Below are 18,309 nucleotides of genomic sequence, written 5' to 3'. Positions count from 1 at the left end.
GAGCCCCCTAGCGATACGGCGCATCGGCTTCAAGGTTCGCGGCGATTGCCCGCTCCCACTTATCGCCGTTCGCCAAAAGCTTAGCCTTGTCATAGAGCAGTTCCTCGCGCGTTTCGGTCGCGTATTCGAAGTTCGGCCCCTCGACGATCGCATCCACCGGACACGCTTCTTGGCAGAAGCCGCAGTAGATGCACTTCGTCATGTCGATGTCGTAGCGCGTGGTACGGCGTGAACCGTCGTCACGCGGCGCGGCTTCGATCGTGATCGCCTGTGCCGGACAGATTGCCTCGCACAGCTTGCACGCGATGCAGCGCTCCTCGCCGTTGGGATAACGGCGAAGGGCATGCTCACCACGGAAGCGGGGCGAAAGCGGGTTCTTCTCGAAGGGGTAGTTGATCGTCGCCTTCGGCTTGAAGAAGTACTTCAGCGTCAGGGTGTGGGCCTTCACGAACTCATAGAGCGTGAAGGACTTTACGAGTTGAGCGACGCTCATCAGGAATACCTCGTCAGCATCAGGTAGCCCGAGACCAGGACCACGAAGAGGAGCGAAACCGGCAGGAAGACCTTCCAGCCAAGACGCATCAGCTGGTCGTAGCGGTAGCGCGGGACGGTCGCCTTCACCCAGGAGAAGACGAAGAAGAAGAAGAAGACCTTGAGCAGGAACCAGATGAAGCCCGGGACAAGGTACAGCGGCGCCCAGTCCAGCGGCGGCAGCCAGCCACCGAAGAACAGCGTGGTGTTGAGCGCGCACATCAGAAGAACGTTCGCGTATTCACCCAGCCAGTAGGCGGCGAACGCCATCGACGAATACTCGGTCTGGTAACCGGCCACGAGTTCCGATTCCGCCTCGGTAAGGTCGAACGGCGCGCGCTGGGTTTCCGCCAGCGAGGAGATGAGGAACATCACCCACATCGGGAACAGCAACGGGTTGAACACGAAGCCGTTGAAGATGCCGAAGACATGCCCCTGCTGCGCCTTGACGATGTCGTTCATGTTGAACGTACCCGACCACAGGACGACGCAGATGATGATGAAGCCAATGGATACTTCGTACGAGATCATCTGGGCCGATGCGCGCATCGCCGAGAAGAAGGGATACTTCGAATTCGAAGCCCAGCCCGCCATGATCGTGCCGTAAACCCCCAGCGAGCTGATCGCGAGGATGTAGAGCAGACCGACGTTGATGTCGGCGAGCATGGCGCCCGAGTTGAAGGGGATCACCGCCCAAGCCATCAGCGCGATGGTGAAGGTCACCACCGGAGCGATGAGGAAGATGCCCTTGTTCGCGGCCGAAGGAACGATGGTTTCCTGGAGGAAAACCTTCAGACCGTCGGCGAACGACTGGAGGAGGCCGAACGGGCCGACCACGTTGGGGCCACGGCGAAGCGCCATGGCAGCCCAGATCTTGCGGTCGACGTAGATGATCATCGCAACGGCCAGCATGAGCGGCAAGGCAATGAGCAGAATGCCGCAGATGGTCGCGACAAACCACGCCCAGTCATAGGTCATTCCAAGCGATTGGAAGAAAGCGGTCATTCCGCGGCCTCCGCGATCTCTTCCCCGTGAAGCAGTTCAGCCGAACACTGCTGCATCACCGCGCTCGCGCGCGCGATGGGGTTGGTCAGATAGAAGTCCTTGATCGGATAAGCGATCACACCGGAAGCGGAGCCGCCTCCGGCAGGCAGGTCCTGGCCGTAGTCGGCCAGACCTTCGCTGCCAAGTGCAGGAACCTCAGCGGCCATTGCAGCACGCAGTTCCTCGAAGCTGTCGAAGCCGACCGAGACACCGAAGGCATCGGCCATGGCCCGCAGGATCGTCCAGTCCTCGCGGGCATCGCCCGGAGCAAAGACCGCCTTGTCCGAAAGCTGAACGCGGCCTTCCGTGTTGACGTACGTGCCGTTCTTCTCGGTGTAGGCCGCAGCCGGCAGGATGACGTCGGCCGCGTGCGCGCCCTTGTCCCCGTGGTGGCCGATGTAGACGACCATGGAGTTCGCGAACTTCGTGAAGTCCACTTCGTCCGACCCCAGCGCCAGCAGCACCTTGGGAGCGGCCGCGACGAGATCGGCAATGCCGCCCTTCTGTGCGTAGCCCAGCATCAGGCCGCCCATGCGGGCCGCCGAGAGGTGCAGGACGTTGAAGCCGTTCCAGGTCGAGCCGTCTTCCAGTTCACGCACGAGCTTGAGCTGGCTGGCGATCGAAAGCGATGCTTCGAGGCCACCACGCCCCAACCCTGCCCCGCCGACGATCATCGCCGGACGCTTGGCAGCGGAAAGGGCATCCCACGCGTGCTGGGGAAGCTGGTTGAGAACCGAGAGGTCTTCGCCGAGGAACTCGCCACCGAACGTGGTTTCCCACTCGGGACCGATCAGGAAGACCTTGGCGCCGCGCTTGACCGCCTTACGCAGACGGACGTTGACGAGCGGAGCCTCGGTACGGACCTGGCTGCCAACGATCAGGATCGCGTCAGCCGTCTCGATGTCGTTGAAGCCGGTGTTGAAGTTCACCGCGGCCAGGCTCGAACAGTCGTAGTCCATACCGGTCTGACGACCTTCCAGGAGCGACGAGCCAAGCGCACCAAGCAACTTCTTGGCCGCAAACATCGTCTCGCAGTCGAGCATGTCACCCGCGACGGCCGCAATCGAGTTGCCCGGATTGAGCGTTGCGATCGCCGAGAAGGCTTCCTGCCAGCTCACCGCGACCAGCTTGCCGTCCTTGCGCAGGAACGGCTTGTCGAGGCGGCGCTTGGTCAGGCCGTCGACCTGGTAGCGCGCCTTGTCCGAGATCCATTCCTCGTTGACGTCATCGTTGACGCGCGGAAGTACGCGAAGCACTTCGCGGCCACGGCTGTCGATACGGATGTTCGAACCCACAGCGTCGGAGACGTCGATGCCGATCGTCTTCTTGAGCTCCCAGGGACGGGCCTCGAACGCGTAGGGACGCGAAGTCAGCGCGCCGACCGGGCACAGGTCGATCACGTTGGCCGACATCTCGTGCGTGGCCGCCTTCTCGAGGTAGGTCGTGATCTGCATGTTCTCGCCGCGATAGATCGCGCCGATCTCGTCCACGCCGGCGATCTCCTCGGAGAAGCGCACGCAGCGGGTGCAGTGGATGCAGCGCGTCATCGTGGTCTTGATGAGCGGCCCCATGTTCTTGGTCGTGACGGCGCGCTTGCTTTCGTCGTAGCGCGAACCGCCACGGCCATAGGCCACCGACTGGTCCTGAAGGTCGCACTCACCGCCCTGGTCACAGATCGGGCAGTCGAGCGGGTGGTTGATGAGGAGGAACTCCATCACGCCTTCGCGCGCCTTCTTGACCATCTCGGAGTCCGTGCGGATCTCCTGGCCTTCGTTGGCGGGCAGCGCGCAGGACGCCTGCGGCTTGGGCGGTCCGGGCTTCACCTCGACCAGGCACATGCGGCAGTTGCCGGCGATGCTCAGGCGCTCGTGGTAGCAGAAGCGCGGGATTTCCTTGCCGGCGAGTTCGCAGGCCTGCAGGACGGTTGCGCCCTGCGGTACCTCGATTTCTACGCCGTCTACTTTGACCTTGGGCATTACTCAGCAGCCTCCGGCATGTTTTCGGCAATCCGGCGTTCCAGCTCGGGGCGGAAATGACGGATCAGACCCTGGATCGGCCATGCAGCGGCGTCACCCAGGGCGCAGATGGTGTGGCCTTCGACCTGCTTGGTCACCTGGAACAGCATGTCGATTTCTTCAACCGACGCATCGCCGGTGCGCAGGCGCTCCATGACGCGCCACATCCAGCCCGTGCCTTCGCGGCACGGCGTGCACTGGCCGCAGCTCTCGTGCTTGTAGAAGTACGAGATGCGGCTGATGGCGCGCACGATGTCGGTGGACTTGTCCATGACGATGATCGCCGCGGTACCGAGGCCGGAGCCCACGGCCTTGAGGCCGTCGTAGTCCATCGGGCAGTCGATGATGTCCTTGGCGGGCACCAGCGGAACCGACGAACCACCTGGGATCACGGCAAGGAGGTTGTCCCAACCGCCGCGAATGCCACCGCAGTGCTTTTCGATCAGCTCGCGGAAGGAGATCGACATCTCCTCTTCCACGACGCAGGGCTTGTCGACGTGTCCCGAGATCTGGAACAGCTTGGTGCCGCGGTTGTTCTCGTTGCCGAAGCTCGAGAACCAGGCCGCGCCGCGCCGCATGATGGAGGGCGCAACCGCGATCGATTCCACGTTGTTCACAGTGGTCGGGCAGCCATAGAGGCCGGCACCGGCCGGGAACGGCGGCTTGAGACGGGGCTGCCCCTTCTTGCCTTCCAGGCTCTCGATCATCGCGGTTTCCTCACCGCAGATGTACGCGCCCGCACCGCGGTGGACGAAGACGTCGAAGTCGTAGCCCGAACCGCAGGCGTTCTTGCCGAGCAGGCCCGCCGCGTAGGCTTCTTCACGCGCGGCGAAGAGGACTTCGGCTTCGCGGATGTATTCGCCGCGAATGTAGATGTAGGCCGCGCGCGCACCCATTGCGAAACCGGCCACAAGCGCGCCTTCGAAAAGAAGGTGCGGGTCGTGGCGCATGATCTCGCGGTCCTTGCACGAGCCGGGCTCGGATTCGTCCGCGTTGATGACGAGGAAGCTGGGCTTGGGATTGCCGGCTGCGTCCTTGGGCGGCTCCTTGGGCATGAACGACCACTTGAGGCCGGTCGGGAAGCCTGCGCCGCCGCGTCCGCGAAGGCCCGAGGCCTTCATTTCCTCAATGATGGCTTCCTTGCCACGGCCAAGAATATCCTTGGTGCCGTCCCAGGCGCCGCGCGCCATGGCTTCCTTCAGGTTCCAAGGCTGGAACCCGTAGAGGTTGGTGAAAATGCGATCCTTGTCGGCGAGTGCCATGACTTACCACTCCCCCCGGTAATCGTGATTTTCGGTGACCATGTCCTTGAGCGTGGTCGGACCACCGACCGGCTCGACCGTGTGACGACCGGGTTCCTGCGTACCAGCCTTGGGCGTCTCGCCCGCAGCCAGTGCGTCGAGCACCTTGTCGAGGCGCTCTGCGGTGAGATCCTCGTAGTTGTCGTCGTTGATCTGGACCATCGGAGCCGAGGCGCAGTTGCCCATGCATTCGACCTCGGTGAACGACCAGAGGCCGTCTTCCGAGATATGCCCGGCCTTCATACCGCGCTTCTTGCAGGCGGAGATGAGGTCATCCGAGCCGCGCAGCATGCAGGGCGTCGTGCCGCAGACCTGGACGTGGAACCGACCGATCGGCGCGATGTTGTACATCGTGTAGAAGGTGGCAACCTCGACAACGCGAATGATCGGCATGTCGAGGTAGGCGGCCACGTATTCCATCACGGGGATGGGCAGCCAGCCCTGCGTGTTCTCTTCGGCGCCGACCTGGCGCTGGGCGAGGTCGAGCAGCGGCATCACGGCCGAGCGCTGACGCCCTTCCGGGTACCGCGAGAGTACGTCCTTCGCCTTTTCGGCGTTTTCGGGCGTCCAGGCAAAATTGCCCCAGCGCGCCCGCAGTTCCGGCGTATCCGGTTCGATATAGCGGTCAGCCATGCTTACCCCTGCGCTTCAGCCACTGTTCCTGGCCGAAAAAGAAAATTTCAAAACCACCGATGGCGGTCGCCAGCATGGCGACGGTCTGCGAGGGAACCCCGCCCACCGACATCACGCCGAAATAAAACGCGACGAGGCAGAGGCCCGTAAGCCCTGCCCAGACGCGCAGCATCTCAACCGAGGAGAGGTTCATCGAATGAACTCCACCCGGCTGCACTTGTCGCCTTCGAAGCTGTAGACGGCGAGGACGTCGAACGGCTCGACGAGTTCGGAACCGTCGCTTGCCGGACCACGCGTGACGTGCTCACGGAAGACGACGAAGTTCTCGGTTTCCTCGATCGAGACGATCTCGGCGTGGTTCTCGGGCCACTTGACGAAGGCTGCGGCAAGGCCGGTACGTGTACCTTCCTTGCCCTCGCGCACGACCGCACCGCGGTAACCTGCCTCGCAGGCCTCGTCGGTCATGTAGGAGACGTAGAGATCGGCGTCCTTGGCGTTGTAGGCCGCGATCATTGCCTTGGCTGTTTCGAGCTTGCTCACCGGTCACACTCCCCGAACACGATGTCGAGAGCGCCCAGGATGGCCGTGGCGTCGGGCAGCATGTGGCCCTTGCACAGGAAGTCCATGGCCTGGAGGTGGCTGAACGCCGTCGGGCGGATCTTGCAGCGGTACGGCTTATTGGAGCCGTCCGAGACCAGGTACACGCCGAATTCACCCTTGGGGCTTTCCGTCGCGACGTAGACTTCGCCTTCGGGGACGTGGAAGCCCTCGGTGTAGAGCTTGAAGTGATGGATCAGCGATTCCATCGAGGTCTTCATTTCGGCGCGCTTGGGCGGACCGACCTTGCGGTCGGTCGTCATGATCGGGCCTTCGGGCATCTGCGCGAGGCACTGCTTCATGATCTTCGCCGACTGGCGCACTTCCTCGACGCGGACCATGAAACGGCCATAGCAGTCCGATTCCGTGGCGACCGGAACATCGAATTCCATGCGGTCGTAGACGTCGTAGGGCTGGCTCTTGCGGATATCCCAGGGGATACCGGCACCGCGGATCATCGGACCCGAGAAGCCCCAGGCCAGCGCGTCCTCGCGCGAGACCTTGGCGATATCGACATTGCGCTGCTTGAAGATGCGGTTGTCGACAACGAGGCTCATCGCGTCCTCGAACAGCTCGGGCAGACGCGTGTCGAGCCAGTCACCGATGTCGGCGAGGAGCTTGAGCGGTACGTCCTGGTGCACGCCGCCCGGACGGAACCAGGCCGAGTGCATGCGGGCGCCCGAAGCGCGTTCGAAGAAGTTGAGGCAGTCCTCACGGATCTCGAACAGCCACAGGTTCGGCGTCATCGCGCCGACGTCCATGATGTGGCTACCGATGTTCATCATGTGGTTCGAGATACGGGTCAGCTCGGCGAAGAACACGCGCAGGTACTGAGCCCGCAGCGGCACCTCGATATTGAGCATCTTCTCGATCGCGAGAACGTAGCTATACTCCATCCCCAGCGGCGAGCAGTAGTCGAGCCGGTCGAAGTACGGCAGTGCCTGGAGATAGGTCTTGTTCTCGATCAGCTTCTCGGTGCCGCGGTGGAGAAGACCGACGTGCGGATCGACACGTTCGATGATCTCGCCGTCCAGCTCCATGACCATGCGCAGAACGCCGTGGGCCGCCGGGTGCTGGGGACCGAAGTTGATCGTGTAGTTGCTGATGACCTCGTCGCCGGTCGTGGGCGACTGCTCAAGCTGCATGCTCATGCCTTGTCTCCCTTTTCGTCCTTGGCGGGCGCCGGCGGAGCTTCCTTCTCGGCAGCCTTGGCGTCGGTGTCCTTGTCGGCACCGGTGTCCTTGGGGCTGTCGGTGGTCTTCTTCTCGGCGACGGGCGGCGCGTCGGCCTTCTCGTCACCGGGGAGGATGTAGTCGGAACCTTCCCAGGGGCTCATGTAGTCAAACGAGCGGAAGTCCTGGGCCAGCTTGACGGGCTCGTAGACCACGCGCTTGTCCTCTTCGGAGTAGCGCAGCTCGACATAGCCCGTGAGCGGGAAGTCCTTGCGGAACGGGTGCCCCTCGAAGCCGTAGTCGGTGAGGATGCGGCGCAGGTCCTTGTTGCCGGCGAAGATCACGCCGTACATGTCGAAGACCTCACGCTCGAGCCAACCCGCGTTGGGCCACAGCGTGGTCACGGTCGGCACGGGCGTGCTTTCCGAGGCCGTGCACTTGACGAGCAGACGGTGGTTCCTGGTCACCGAAAGCAGCATGTAGACCACCTCGAAGCGCTCGACGCGCGAGGGGTAGTCGACACCCGCCATCTCCATCATCTGCTGGTATTCGTGCTCGTCACGCAGCAGCTTGAGGGCATTGGCGATTTCCGGGCGCGCGACAGTCAGGACGACTTCGCCGTGCTGCTCCGTGGCGGAGATCAGCATCGAACCCAGGGCGGCGCTCAGCGTTTCCACGACACCGTCGTTGGAAGCGTACTTGGGAGCGGAGTGAAGAACGGTCATGGTCGGCTTCCTCTCAACGCTCGATCGTGCCGACGCGGCGGATCTTGCGCTGCAGCTGCATCACGCCATAGAGCAGCGCCTCTGCGGTCGGCGGGCAGCCCGGGACATAGATGTCGACCGGAACGATGCGGTCACAGCCGCGCACGACACTGTAGCTGTAGTGATAGTAACCACCGCCGTTGGCGCACGACCCCATCGAGATGACATACTTGGGCTCCGACATCTGGTCGTAGACCTTGCGCAGCGCCGGGGCCATCTTGTTGCACAGCGTGCCCGCGACGATCATCACGTCGGACTGGCGCGGCGAGGCGCGCGGGGCGGCACCGAAGCGCTCCATGTCGTAGCGCGGCATGTTCACGTGGATCATCTCGACCGCGCAGCAGGCAAGGCCGAAGGTCATCCACCACAGCGAGCCGGTACGGGCCCACTGGAACAGTTCCTCGGTCGAGGTGACGAGGAAGCCCTTGTCGGAAACTTCCTGATTGAGATCGTTAAAAAACGCCTGGTCGGGGGCGGTCACCTGACCACTCTGGCCCGACGCCAGCGGCTGTCCGGATGCGTTGACGAGCGTGCTCATTCCCAGTCCAGAGCTCCCTTCTTCCATGCATAGGCGAGGCCAATGGCCAGTTCACCCAGGAACACCATCATCGTGCCCCAACCGGCCCAGCCGGTAAGGTCAAGCGAGACGGCCCAGGGGAACAGGAACGCGGCTTCGAGGTCGAACACGATAAAAAGGATCGCGACGAGATAGAAGCGCACGTCGAACTGGCTGCGCGGATCCTCGAATGCGGGGAAACCGCACTCGTATTCGCTCAGCTTGTCCGCATTCGGCTTGGCAGACCCCGTGAGGTGCGCCACGCCCATGGGCAGGAACACGATGATCGCGGACAAGGCGAGCGCGATCGCGAGAAAAATGAATATCGGCAGATATTGCGACAGATCAGTCAATGGTCTCTGGCCTCTTACCGGGTGGCGGCAGAGCCGCTTATGGCACCGTGTGTGGTTTCCGGGCGTTGAGCGGGTCCTTAGGCCGTCCCTCCGCACACCGCAAGGTGTCCGTCAGGATTATTCCCTTCCCGTCCATCGCACTGCAACAAAAAGACGCAAAACCGCAGGAGCTCTAGGCCCACAGCGATCTTATCGGGTCACTTGAAGGAAACAATCTGCAATAGTGCGCACAGCAAGGTGAACTCTTTGCAAGCCAAATGCGGCACGATTCGCCTCTCTTTTCTTGAAAATCACACACTAAAAAGCTATTGCGAGGCATTTGCACCTATACCGAGAAATGAAAGATCGGATCTCGCGCGTTTTCCTGACCGCCGCCGCCGCGACCCCCGCCCCGCACCACGGACACCACCGGGGCGTTGTTGCAAGAAGCAGCGTTGAAAATGGCGCAGCGCAACATTATCGAATAAGGACGCGAACCGCATTCAGGCAGGAAGGCTCCACGCCATGACCCAGATTTCCGCTTCCGATCCCATTGTCGTTCTCTCCTACGCACGCACCCCGATGGGCGGCCTCCAGGGCGCTCTTGCCGGGGTCGATGCCACCGAACTCGGCGCTACCGCCGTCAAGGCCGCCGTGGAGCGCGCCGGCGTCGCGGGCGAAGATATCGAACGCATCTACATGGGCTGTGTCCTGCCGGCCGGCCTTGGCCAGGCCCCTGCCCGCCAGGCGGCGCTCAAGGCAGGTCTTCCCAAGTCGGTGCAGGCAACGACCGTCAACAAGGTCTGTGGCTCGGGTATGCAGACCGTCATCATGGGCGCTGAGGCCCTCGCCTCAGGCTCGATCGATCTGGTCATCGCCGGCGGCATGGAGTCGATGACCAACGCCCCATATCTTTCCAAGAAGCACCGTTCGGGCGCACGCGCCGGTCACGACACGATCTACGACCACATGTTCCTCGACGGCCTCGAAGATGCCTATGAGGGCGCGTCGATGGGCTCGTTCGCACAGGTCACCGCCAACGACTACCAGCTCACGCGCGAGATGCAGGACGAGTACTCCATCGAGTCGCTGCGCCGCGCCAACGAGGCCATCACCACCGGCGCCTTCGCCGATGAAGTCGTCCCCGTGACCGTAAAGAGCCGCAAGGGCGACACCATCGTCGAGACGGACGAGCAGCCGCCCAAGGGCAAGCCCGACAAGATCCCGACCCTGCGTCCGGCCTTTGCCAAGGACGGGACGATCACGGCCGCCTCGTCGAGCTCGATCTCGGATGGCGCAGCCGCGCTTGTACTCACCCGCAAGAGCGTTGCGGACGCGAAGGGCCTCTCGCCGGTTGCGACCGTCGTTGCCATGGAAGCCCACGCACAGGAGCCCAAGGACTTCACCACCGCCCCTGTCGGGGCCATCGAGAAGCTGCTTGCCAAGACCGGATGGAGCGCCTCGGACGTCGATCTCTTCGAGGTCAACGAAGCCTTTGCCTGCGTGGCCATGTTCGCGATCAAGGACCTGGGCATCCCGCACGACAAGGTGAACGTGAACGGCGGCGCGACCGCACTTGGCCACCCCATCGGCGCTTCGGGCACGCGCATCATCGTCACCCTCATCAACGCCCTCAAGAGCCGCGGCCTCAAGAAGGGTATCGCCTCGCTGTGCATCGGCGGCGGCGAAGCGACCGCGATCGCGGTCGAACTGGCCTGATCTGCCCGGGCCACTCCTACGAAAAAGCCCCGCGGATGGTTCTCATCCGCGGGGCTTTTTCTTTGCCATGCCTGCTTGCGCCTCAGGGCGTACCGGCGCCCCAGAGGCTGCTTTCAGGCACCCAGCCGCGATGCCCCTGGATGTCGAGTTCACACCACCCTGCCTCGCATTCGCCAAGAAGACCGACGACACCCGGCTCGACCTGCCACAGGACAGGCGCGGCCTCCCCGCGTTCAGCGTGCATCTCGATGAGGTCATCGCCGCGCACGATGGCTCCGCGCTGGCGTGAAAGCAGAAGGTCGCGCATCCAACCCTGGGCACCGTCCGGATCTTCCACCTGACGCCAGGGCCCCTCGCGCCGAATGACCTTCACCGGCAGATGCAGGCGCCGGTAGACCCATGCGATGCGAAAGCTGTTGCCGGGTCCCACGCGCATGTTGGCTTCATCAACGTCGATGGATGCCCAGTAGGGGACTTCGTCCTCATTGGCGGCCTGCGCGAACGAAGGACAGATGCACAGGGCCGCAAGCGCAGCCAGGATCGAGTATTTGCGCAACATGGTTCTGACTTACTTCCCGGAACGCGGTTTCATCAAGACGCCTTGACCGCGCGACTGCACAGCGCGATAGCCTAAAGACGTCATGTCTGCATCCAATATTACCGCTCGCCCGCCACTCCCCGCACGCCCCTCGGTCGTCGTGACCCGGCGGCTCGCCCCTGCGGTCGAAGAGCGCATGCGCGAACTGTTCGATGCCGAACTCAACACGCCCGACGCCCCCCTCTCCCGCGAGGAACTGCGCGCGGCGATGGCCCATTGCCATGTGCTCGTTCCCACGGTGACCGACACGATCGACCGCGATCTTATTGAATCGGCGGGGCCGAACCTTGGCATGATCGCCAATTTCGGCGCCGGAACCGAGCATATCGACCTGGCGGCGGCACGGGCGCGCGGCATTCTGGTGACAAACACCCCGGGCGTGTTCACCGATGATACCGCAGACCTGACATTCGCGCTGCTCATACTGACCATGCGGCGCTTCAAGGCCGGGGCGCAGACCCTACAGAACGGCGCCTGGGAAGGCTGGGGTCCCACCAGCATGCTGGGCCACAGCCTGTCGCGCAAGACACTGGGCATCGTAGGCATGGGCCGGATCGGGCAAGCCGTTGCCCACCGTGCGCGGGCCTTTGGCATGAACATCGTCTACCACAATCGCCACCGCCTGCCCGAAGCACTCGAAAACATGCTCTCGGCGTCCTTCGAGCCAGATGTTGAACGGCTGTTCGCCACATCCGATGCCGTAAGCCTCCACTGCCCATTGACCGCCGCAACGCATCACCTTGTCGACGCCGAACAGATAGCGCGGATGAAGAGCACCGCCTGCATCATCAATACCGGCCGGGGCGGCCTGATCGATGAAGACGCGCTTGTCGAAGCGCTGGAGCAGGAGCGGATCGCGGGCGCCGGCCTCGACGTCTTCGCGCACGAGCCCGAGGTGAGCCCCCGACTTCTTGCCGCGCCCAATCTTGTGGCCCTGCCCCACCTTGGCAGCGCGACCTTCGAAGGGCGAGAGACCGCCGGTCACAAGATCATCGCCAATATCCGCTTCTGGGTCGACGGCCATCGCCCGCCCGATCAGGTGCTACCCGAAAGCGACTGACCATCGGCTTGATCCGCGTGATCGGTGTGCGCTTGGCGTTAACCGGTCCCATGCTCTAAGTGACGCCTTGAATGGTGACGCACGAGCGAGAGGCATGAACGGGATGGGACGCGCAAACGGACAGAGAGGAAAGGCCGGACACCGCCTCGCCCTTTTGGCCTGCAGCCTCCTCCTTGCCAGCATTTCCCGTCCTGCCTCAGCCCAGAGCGGCGCGCTGGATCTCGCCGATACGGGCGATACGGCCTGGGTCCTGGCCGCGAGCGTTCTCGCACTCGCCGCGACGCTTCCCGGCCTCGTCCTCTTCGCGTGCGGCCAGGCGCGCGGGCGCAACCAGATCACGACCTTGTACCAGGGCATGGGCGCGGTACTCGCCAGCGCGCTGGCCTGGGCGGTCGCGGGCTACACGCTTGCCTTCGGCAATGCCTCTGGAGGCTGGCTTGGCGCCGGGAACGCATGGATGCTGCGTGAATTCGGCAATCTGCGCACGGCTTCGAGCATCCCCGAAAGCGGCTTTGCTCTCTTTCAGTCAACCTCGGCCCTTGTGCCGGTCGCAATTCTGGTCGCGTTCCGGTCCGGCCGCATGAATACGGGCTGGTTCATGGTCTTTGCGCCCCTGTGGTCCCTGGTCGCCTATGCTCCGCTGGCCCACGCAATCTGGGGAGGAGGCTGGATATCGGAGAAATTTCTCGCGATTGATTGGACCGGGGGCATCGTCATCGGCCTCGCCGTCGGAGTAAGCGGGCTCGTCCTTGCGCTCCTGGGGGCAGAGCGCGAGCCAGCCCCCTCCCCGCTCTCGCCACTGAGCCTTCTGCTCATTCTTCTTGGCACGGCGCTTTTCCTCGTCGGGCGTATCGCGGCGAGTGGCGGGCAGGCGCTTACCGGCAACGACGATGCCGCAGCAGCCATGCTGGCAACCCTTCTGGGGGCCGCCGCAGGGGCGATCTCGTGGCTTTTTCTGGGACTTGTCACGAACCGTGCACCAGGGCCTCTATCGCTGGCCCGCGGCCTTCTTTGCGGCCTTGCCTGCATTGCGCCGGCAGCCGGCTACGTATCGCCCGGAGGTGCCATCATGATCAGCGTAATCGGGACGGCGGCCAGCTACGGCCTTGCCAGGACATTGCAAGCCCGGACCCGTCTGGGGGATGCTGGGGTGCTCGCCAGCGTGTTTGCAGGGGGCGGAGCCTGTGGCAGCCTGCTCGTCGTGCCCTTCATCCAGCCTGCGCTGGGCGGCACAGGACTCCCCTCCGGCACCAGCCTGATGGATCAGCTGATCGGGCAGGCCGCGACGCTCGCAATCGCCACGGCCTGGATGGCAGGAACCACGCTCGTCCTGGCGACCATGGTTTCCCTCGTCCGGCCAATGCGCCCGTCGCAAGACCGCATCGACCAGGGCCTCGACGTGGGTACACCAGAGGGATTCTGATGAAAAAAGCCCTGCAAGATCTACATCTTGCAGGGCCTTCTTACAGATCTCTCGAACCGATCAGTCGCCGGTCAGAATGCGATCCACCAGTTCCTTGACGGTCGGTGTGAAGCCGTTCGAGTAGAAGGGGTCGCGCTTGAAGTTGTAGGCCGCATGGCCTGCGAACATCAGGTTCTCTTCCACAGGTCCGCCATGGGCGATGTCCTGGAGCGTCTTCTGAATACAGAAGCTGCGCGGATCAGCGAGGCGGCCCGTGGTATAATCGTCGTGATCCTTCCACGACGAGAAACCGCAGTGCGAGAGGCAGCCCATGCAATCGGCCTGATCCTTGCGAATTTCATCGCGCTCGTCCGGAGCCACGAAGACGATGGTGTCGTCGGGCGTCCGCAGGCCATCGGTGAACCCTTCCTGCGCCCAACCCCGGGCACGCTCGAGATCCTTGGGAGCGACCCAGAAGTTCTTGCCCTTCACACCGACGTCGAGACGCACGGTGTGCTCACCGGCCTCAACCTTCGAGTAGGGGATCTGGCGCTCCGAACGTGCTTCGAGCGCGCGCAGGAACGGATTGCGCACAGCCGAAGAGTAGAAGCCGGTCGGCGAGAAACGGTGCAGCAGGACATCACCCGGATCGAGGTCGCGCAAGGCATCCTTCCAGGCCTGCGGGATCGGGCTTTCCGTGGTCAGGAGCGGACGTGTGCCATACTGGAAAGCAATGCTGCCCAGTTCGGGGTTGTCGATCCAGTTTTCCCAGTCGCGCAAGTACCATACGCCGCCCGCCATCACGATCGGCACGTCGTCCGAGATACCTTCCTTGCGCATCACATCGCGCAGCGCCTTGACGCGCGGATAGGGATCTTCGGGCTTCAGCGGATCTTCCGCGTTGGATAGGCCGTTGTGACCGCCGGCGAGCCAGGGATCCTCGTAGACCACGGCGGCCAGCAGGTCCGCCACCTTGTGGTACGCACGCTTCCAAAGCGCGCGGAAGGCACGGCCCGAGCTGACGATGGGAAGATAATTGACGTTGTAGCGCGCCGCGATCTCGGACAGGCGATAAGGCATGCCCGCCCCGCACGTCACGCCGGTCACGAGACCCGGCGTCTTTTCGAGGATACCCTCGAGCACCTGCTGCGCACCGCCCATTTCCCAAAGGACGTTGATATTGATCGCGCCCTGGCCGTTGGAGATCTCGTAAGCCCGCTGGACCTGCTCAACGCCGCCATCGATAGCGTAACGGATCAGTTCCTCGTGGCGCTCCTTGCGGGTCAGTGCATTGTAGACCTGCGGAACGATCTTGCCCTCGGCGTCGTAGCTGTCGGCGTTGACGGCGCTGACCGTCCCAATGCCGCCCGCTGCCGCCCAGGCACCCGAACTCATATGGTTGGTGGCCGAGACGCCCTTACCGCCTTCGATCAGCGGCCAGACTTCACGTCCACCATAGTTAATCGGCTTTAAACCCTTGAAACCCATCGTAACTCTTATCTTTCCCCCTCGGCGTCAAACTCCGACCTAGGAAGTCGGTGTAACCATTCAACGCCCGTGAATGGAATTTTCCTGCCTGAACCCTGATACAGAGCTATTCCGTGTCCGCCTCACTGGACATACGGCACGGCACGATCGCTTCCGGTCCCGGTCGTCCTCCGGAAGCTTCGAACTGCGCGTAGTAGCCCTGAAGCTCAGGCTTACGGACAAATTGGCTCAAACGGAAGCCTACCGCTGCAAATTCGCAGAAGAGAAGTTCCGGCGGCATGCCGTGTTCGCCTGTCGAGCGATCGACATCCACGACGATGACCTTGCCTCCTTCGCGCAGCGCCGGTCGCAGACGCCACAGGAAGGCATAGGGCTCGCTCACCTCGTGGTACATGTGAACCAGGAAGATGCGGTCGAAACTGTTTTCCGGCAAGCGTGGATCGTCGGGTGTCCCCAGCTTGATGGAGACATTTTCCAGCCTTTCGCGCTCCACGCGAAGGCCCAGCTTCTGGATAACTTCGGGGTCGATATCCCCGGCCAGCACCCGTCCGGAAGAACCCACCCGCTGCGCCAGACGCACCGTGTAATAGCCATCGCCCGCACCGATGTCGGCAACCGTCATGCCCTCGGAAATCCGGGCAAGGTCCATCACGACCTTTGCTTCGTTGACGCTGTCGCGCTGGATCTCGTTGGAAAAGGCTGTCGATCCGCCCGGAGAGATCGGGCGGTCAGGCAGCGGAAAGTCGCGCGAAGAGGCGAGGCGATCCGCATCGGCCTCGCCCGGCGTGCAAGCCGCCAAGGCCGAGGCCGCGCACAGCAGCAGACCGGAAGAGATCAGGCTGGTCTTCCAAGACCGCATCAGGCCAGGCCGAAACTTACGCGAGGAACGCAGCATCGCGGTGGTGTACCGCGTTCCCTTCGCCTTGGCAAAGCCCTGAAAGGGGGCCGACCTCCCAGTCCACCCCGCACCTCGCGCTGACATTCCCTTCTCGCGCGTCGATCTCAGTCGACGTCTTCGATCTCGACCTTCTCGCCGGTCACGCGCTGCGAAAGCGCGGCGGCCATGAAGGGATCGAGTTCGCCATCGAGTACATCGTCCGGTGCCGTCGAGACAACGCCCGTGCGCAGGTCCTTGACCTGCTGGTAGGGCTGCAGAACGTAGGAGCGGATCTGGTGACCCCAGCCGATATCGCTCTTGCTTGCATGCTCGGCGCTGGCGGCTTCCTCGCGCTTGCGCATTTCTTCCTCGAACAGACGCGACTTGAGCATGCCCATCGCGATTTCGCGGTTCTTGTGCTGCGAACGGTCGATCTGGCTCGCCACCACGATGCCCGAGGGCTGGTGGGTGATGCGCACGGCCGAGTCCGTCGTGTTGACGTGCTGCCCGCCCGCCCCCGAGGCGCGGTAGGTGTCGATCTTGAGGTCGGCCGGGTTGATGTCGATCTCGAAGCTGTCGTCGATCACGGGATAGACCCAGACCGAGGAGAAGCTGGTGTGGCGGCGCGCCGAACTGTCGTAGGGGCTGATGCGCACGAGGCGGTGGACACCGCTTTCGGTCTTGGCCCAGCCGTACGCGTTCTCACCCTTGAGCATCAGCGTGCAGCTCTTGATGCCCGCCGCTTCGCCCGCGTGGTATTCGACGAGCTCGACCTTGAAACCCTTGCGCTCACCCCAGCGGGTGTACATGCGCTGGAGCATCTGCGCCCAGTCCTGGCTCTCGGTTCCACCGGCACCGGCATGGACTTCGAGATAGGTGTCGTTGGCATCGGCCTCGCCCGAGAGCAGCGCCTGGATCTTGTCACGATCGGCACGTGCGGCCAGTTCGGACAGGGTCGAAAGACCCTCCGCGATGGTTTCGTCATCGCCTTCCATCTCGCCCAGTTCCACGAACTCGACCGCGTCGTTCATCTCGGCGGTGATCTCGTTGACCGCACCGATCGAAGCCTCAAGGCGGCGACGCTCGCGCATGACGGCTTCGGCCTCCTTGGGGTTGTCCCAGAGCGTGGGATCCTCGACGCGCGCGTTCAGCTCATCGAATCGCCGCAGCGCGCGCTCCCAGTCGAGCGACTTGCGCACGAGAGCGAGTGCTTTTTCGATACGGTCAATGTGGGCCTGCCCCTCGGCACGCATGGCGCGATACTCCAAATCAGATTGCGCGCTCGCCCTAGCGGGCGCCACGCGGAATGCAAAGCCGCCCGCGACGAGACGAGCCGGAAAGGCTGCCCCATATCCGCGGACAGGCGTGGTGTTCAAGCCCCTCGCCTGCAAATCCCCTCACTGGCAAATCACCGCGGCCAGACAGGCGTACGCAGTTTGCGATCAGCGGGCGAGCTTCTTCACCGCCGCCATCGTCAGCTTCACATGGTCGCGGTAGTCACTGTCCGAGTGCACCATGACGACCTTGCCGTTCTGACCAATCACATAGCTGACGCGCTGGGTCAGGCCATCGGGAAGCCCGTCGACCTTGAGAGCCACGTCGTAGTCCTTGATGACCTTGGGCGAAGCGATGGCGACGGCAAACTTGTCGCGACATTCCTCGGTCGAGAATTTCTTGAGCGTGGGCAAGTCATCGCCCGACATGCCCACGACCGTCGCGCCCAGCTTGGCGAATTCAGGGGTCGCTTCGGCAAAGGCGTGCGCCTCCAGGGTGCACCCTTGCGTGAACGCCTTGGGGTAGAAGTACAGGACCACCGGACCTTTGCGCAGCGCCGCGGACAGATCGAAGCGGGTCTCCTTGCCCGCCTTCGCGCCCTTGGTCACGAACGCCGGCGCCTTGGCCCCGACAGGAAGAGCGGCCTGCGCCGACACGGAAAGGACGGAAAGCCCGAGAGCGGCGAGCGGGAGGATGATCTTGCGCATGTAGACACTCTGGCGCGCGCAGGCCACGCTGTCCAGCCTGCTCGCCGCACACCTACCGCACAAAGAGAAACCGCCCCGTTCACCCCCGCGCGTTGGCGAGGTGAACGGGGCGGTGGGGCGACCCTTGGAGTTTTCCCGTGCCAAACAGGAGAGAGAGTGAGAGAGGCCCGGCACGAGGGTGTTTTTAGTCTCAGCGCGGTCCTGGAGGATGCGACCCCGCTTGCCATTCTTACTAGCC

19 protein-coding genes are annotated in these 18,309 nt (G+C 63.3%); 3 read left to right on the top strand and 16 right to left on the bottom strand.

The genetic code is table 11. The features are described 5' to 3' along the window. Positions 1-7 precede the first annotated feature (7 nt). Genes nuoI through ndhC form a run of 11 tightly spaced genes read right to left on the bottom strand, consistent with a single transcriptional unit; the run spans position 8 to position 8,966 of the window. Positions 8-493, bottom strand: coding sequence for an NADH-quinone oxidoreductase subunit NuoI (gene nuoI, locus MBENS4_RS17575; protein ID WP_039393248.1), 486 nt, complete (start codon positions 491-493; stop codon positions 8-10). Next, complete coding sequence (gene nuoH, locus MBENS4_RS17570; protein ID WP_039393247.1) at positions 493-1,536, bottom strand: NADH-quinone oxidoreductase subunit NuoH; 1,044 nt, start codon at positions 1,534-1,536, stop codon at positions 493-495. The genes nuoI and nuoH overlap by 1 nt, the downstream gene beginning before the upstream one ends. Next, positions 1,533-3,551 carry an NADH-quinone oxidoreductase subunit NuoG gene (nuoG, locus tag MBENS4_RS17565; RefSeq protein ID WP_039393246.1) on the bottom strand — a complete coding sequence of 673 codons (2,019 nt, stop codon included), beginning with the start codon at positions 3,549-3,551 and terminating at the stop codon, positions 1,533-1,535. Before nuoG ends, nuoH begins: the two co-directional genes overlap by 4 nt. After that, a complete protein-coding gene (nuoF, locus tag MBENS4_RS17560; protein WP_039393244.1) occupies positions 3,551-4,852 on the bottom strand; it encodes an NADH-quinone oxidoreductase subunit NuoF in 1,302 nt (433 codons plus the stop codon). The genes nuoG and nuoF overlap by 1 nt, the downstream gene beginning before the upstream one ends. Before the next feature lie 3 nt (positions 4,853-4,855). Further along, complete coding sequence (nuoE, locus tag MBENS4_RS17555) at positions 4,856-5,524, bottom strand: NADH-quinone oxidoreductase subunit NuoE (RefSeq protein WP_039393241.1); 669 nt, start codon at positions 5,522-5,524, stop codon at positions 4,856-4,858. Continuing rightward, positions 5,517-5,717 carry a hypothetical protein gene (locus MBENS4_RS17550; RefSeq protein ID WP_039393239.1) on the bottom strand — a complete coding sequence of 67 codons (201 nt, stop codon included), beginning with the start codon at positions 5,715-5,717 and terminating at the stop codon, positions 5,517-5,519. Before MBENS4_RS17550 ends, nuoE begins: the two co-directional genes overlap by 8 nt. Further along, positions 5,714-6,064 carry a nuclear transport factor 2 family protein gene (locus MBENS4_RS17545; protein WP_039393237.1) on the bottom strand — a complete coding sequence of 117 codons (351 nt, stop codon included), beginning with the start codon at positions 6,062-6,064 and terminating at the stop codon, positions 5,714-5,716. The genes MBENS4_RS17550 and MBENS4_RS17545 overlap by 4 nt, the downstream gene beginning before the upstream one ends. After that, a complete protein-coding gene (locus MBENS4_RS17540; protein ID WP_039393235.1) occupies positions 6,061-7,272 on the bottom strand; it encodes an NADH-quinone oxidoreductase subunit D in 1,212 nt (403 codons plus the stop codon). The genes MBENS4_RS17545 and MBENS4_RS17540 overlap by 4 nt, the downstream gene beginning before the upstream one ends. Continuing rightward, the gene (locus tag MBENS4_RS17535) at positions 7,269-8,018 is read right to left on the bottom strand and encodes an NADH-quinone oxidoreductase subunit C (protein ID WP_052322494.1); all 750 of its coding nucleotides are present in this window, start codon (positions 8,016-8,018) and stop codon (positions 7,269-7,271) included. The genes MBENS4_RS17540 and MBENS4_RS17535 overlap by 4 nt, the downstream gene beginning before the upstream one ends. A gap of 13 nt (positions 8,019-8,031) precedes the next feature. After that, entirely contained in the window at positions 8,032-8,595 is a 564-nt protein-coding gene (locus tag MBENS4_RS17530; protein ID WP_039393232.1) for a NuoB/complex I 20 kDa subunit family protein, read from the bottom strand. Beyond that, positions 8,592-8,966 (bottom strand): NADH-quinone oxidoreductase subunit A, encoded by a 375-nt coding sequence (gene ndhC / locus MBENS4_RS17525; protein WP_039393231.1) that lies wholly within the window; start codon positions 8,964-8,966, stop codon positions 8,592-8,594. The genes MBENS4_RS17530 and ndhC overlap by 4 nt, the downstream gene beginning before the upstream one ends. A gap of 504 nt (positions 8,967-9,470) precedes the next feature. On the opposite strand from ndhC, the gene MBENS4_RS17520 reads away from it, so the two are divergent. Beyond that, positions 9,471-10,664, top strand: coding sequence for an acetyl-CoA C-acyltransferase (locus MBENS4_RS17520; protein ID WP_039393228.1), 1,194 nt, complete (start codon positions 9,471-9,473; stop codon positions 10,662-10,664). Between the two features lie 82 nt (positions 10,665-10,746). Here MBENS4_RS17520 and MBENS4_RS17515 read toward each other — a convergent pair whose 3' ends face one another. After that, on the bottom strand, positions 10,747-11,223 hold the full coding sequence (locus tag MBENS4_RS17515) for an SH3 domain-containing protein (RefSeq protein WP_144400990.1): 477 nt from the start codon (positions 11,221-11,223) through the stop codon (positions 10,747-10,749). Positions 11,224-11,305: 82 nt separating this feature from the next. Between MBENS4_RS17515 and MBENS4_RS17510 the strand changes: the two genes are divergently transcribed. Then, entirely contained in the window at positions 11,306-12,322 is a 1,017-nt protein-coding gene (locus MBENS4_RS17510) for a 2-hydroxyacid dehydrogenase (protein WP_052322493.1), read from the top strand. A 94-nt stretch (positions 12,323-12,416) separates the two neighbouring features. Beyond that, positions 12,417-13,745 (top strand): ammonium transporter, encoded by a 1,329-nt coding sequence (locus MBENS4_RS17505; protein ID WP_084592224.1) that lies wholly within the window; start codon positions 12,417-12,419, stop codon positions 13,743-13,745. Positions 13,746-13,805: 60 nt separating this feature from the next. Here MBENS4_RS17505 and MBENS4_RS17500 read toward each other — a convergent pair whose 3' ends face one another. The 4 genes from MBENS4_RS17500 to MBENS4_RS17485 form a co-directional block, all read right to left on the bottom strand. Then, positions 13,806-15,212, bottom strand: coding sequence for an NAD(P)H-dependent flavin oxidoreductase (locus MBENS4_RS17500; protein ID WP_039393222.1), 1,407 nt, complete (start codon positions 15,210-15,212; stop codon positions 13,806-13,808). 106 nt (positions 15,213-15,318) lie between these two features. Next, a complete protein-coding gene (locus MBENS4_RS17495; RefSeq protein WP_052322647.1) occupies positions 15,319-16,071 on the bottom strand; it encodes a class I SAM-dependent methyltransferase in 753 nt (250 codons plus the stop codon). A 143-nt stretch (positions 16,072-16,214) separates the two neighbouring features. Further along, positions 16,215-17,342 carry a peptide chain release factor 2 gene (gene prfB / locus MBENS4_RS17490; protein ID WP_039393220.1) on the bottom strand — a complete coding sequence of 376 codons (1,128 nt, stop codon included), beginning with the start codon at positions 17,340-17,342 and terminating at the stop codon, positions 16,215-16,217. A 189-nt stretch (positions 17,343-17,531) separates the two neighbouring features. Next, positions 17,532-18,071 carry a peroxiredoxin gene (locus MBENS4_RS17485; protein WP_039395320.1) on the bottom strand — a complete coding sequence of 180 codons (540 nt, stop codon included), beginning with the start codon at positions 18,069-18,071 and terminating at the stop codon, positions 17,532-17,534. Positions 18,072-18,309 lie beyond the last annotated feature (238 nt).

Origin of the sequence: Novosphingobium sp. MBES04 (genome assembly GCF_000813185.1) — a bacterium.
GTDB classification, from domain to species: Bacteria; Pseudomonadota; Alphaproteobacteria; order Sphingomonadales; family Sphingomonadaceae; genus Novosphingobium; species Novosphingobium decolorationis.
Note: the sequence above shows the minus strand (reverse complement) of the source record. Positions and strands in the feature narration are given on the sequence as shown.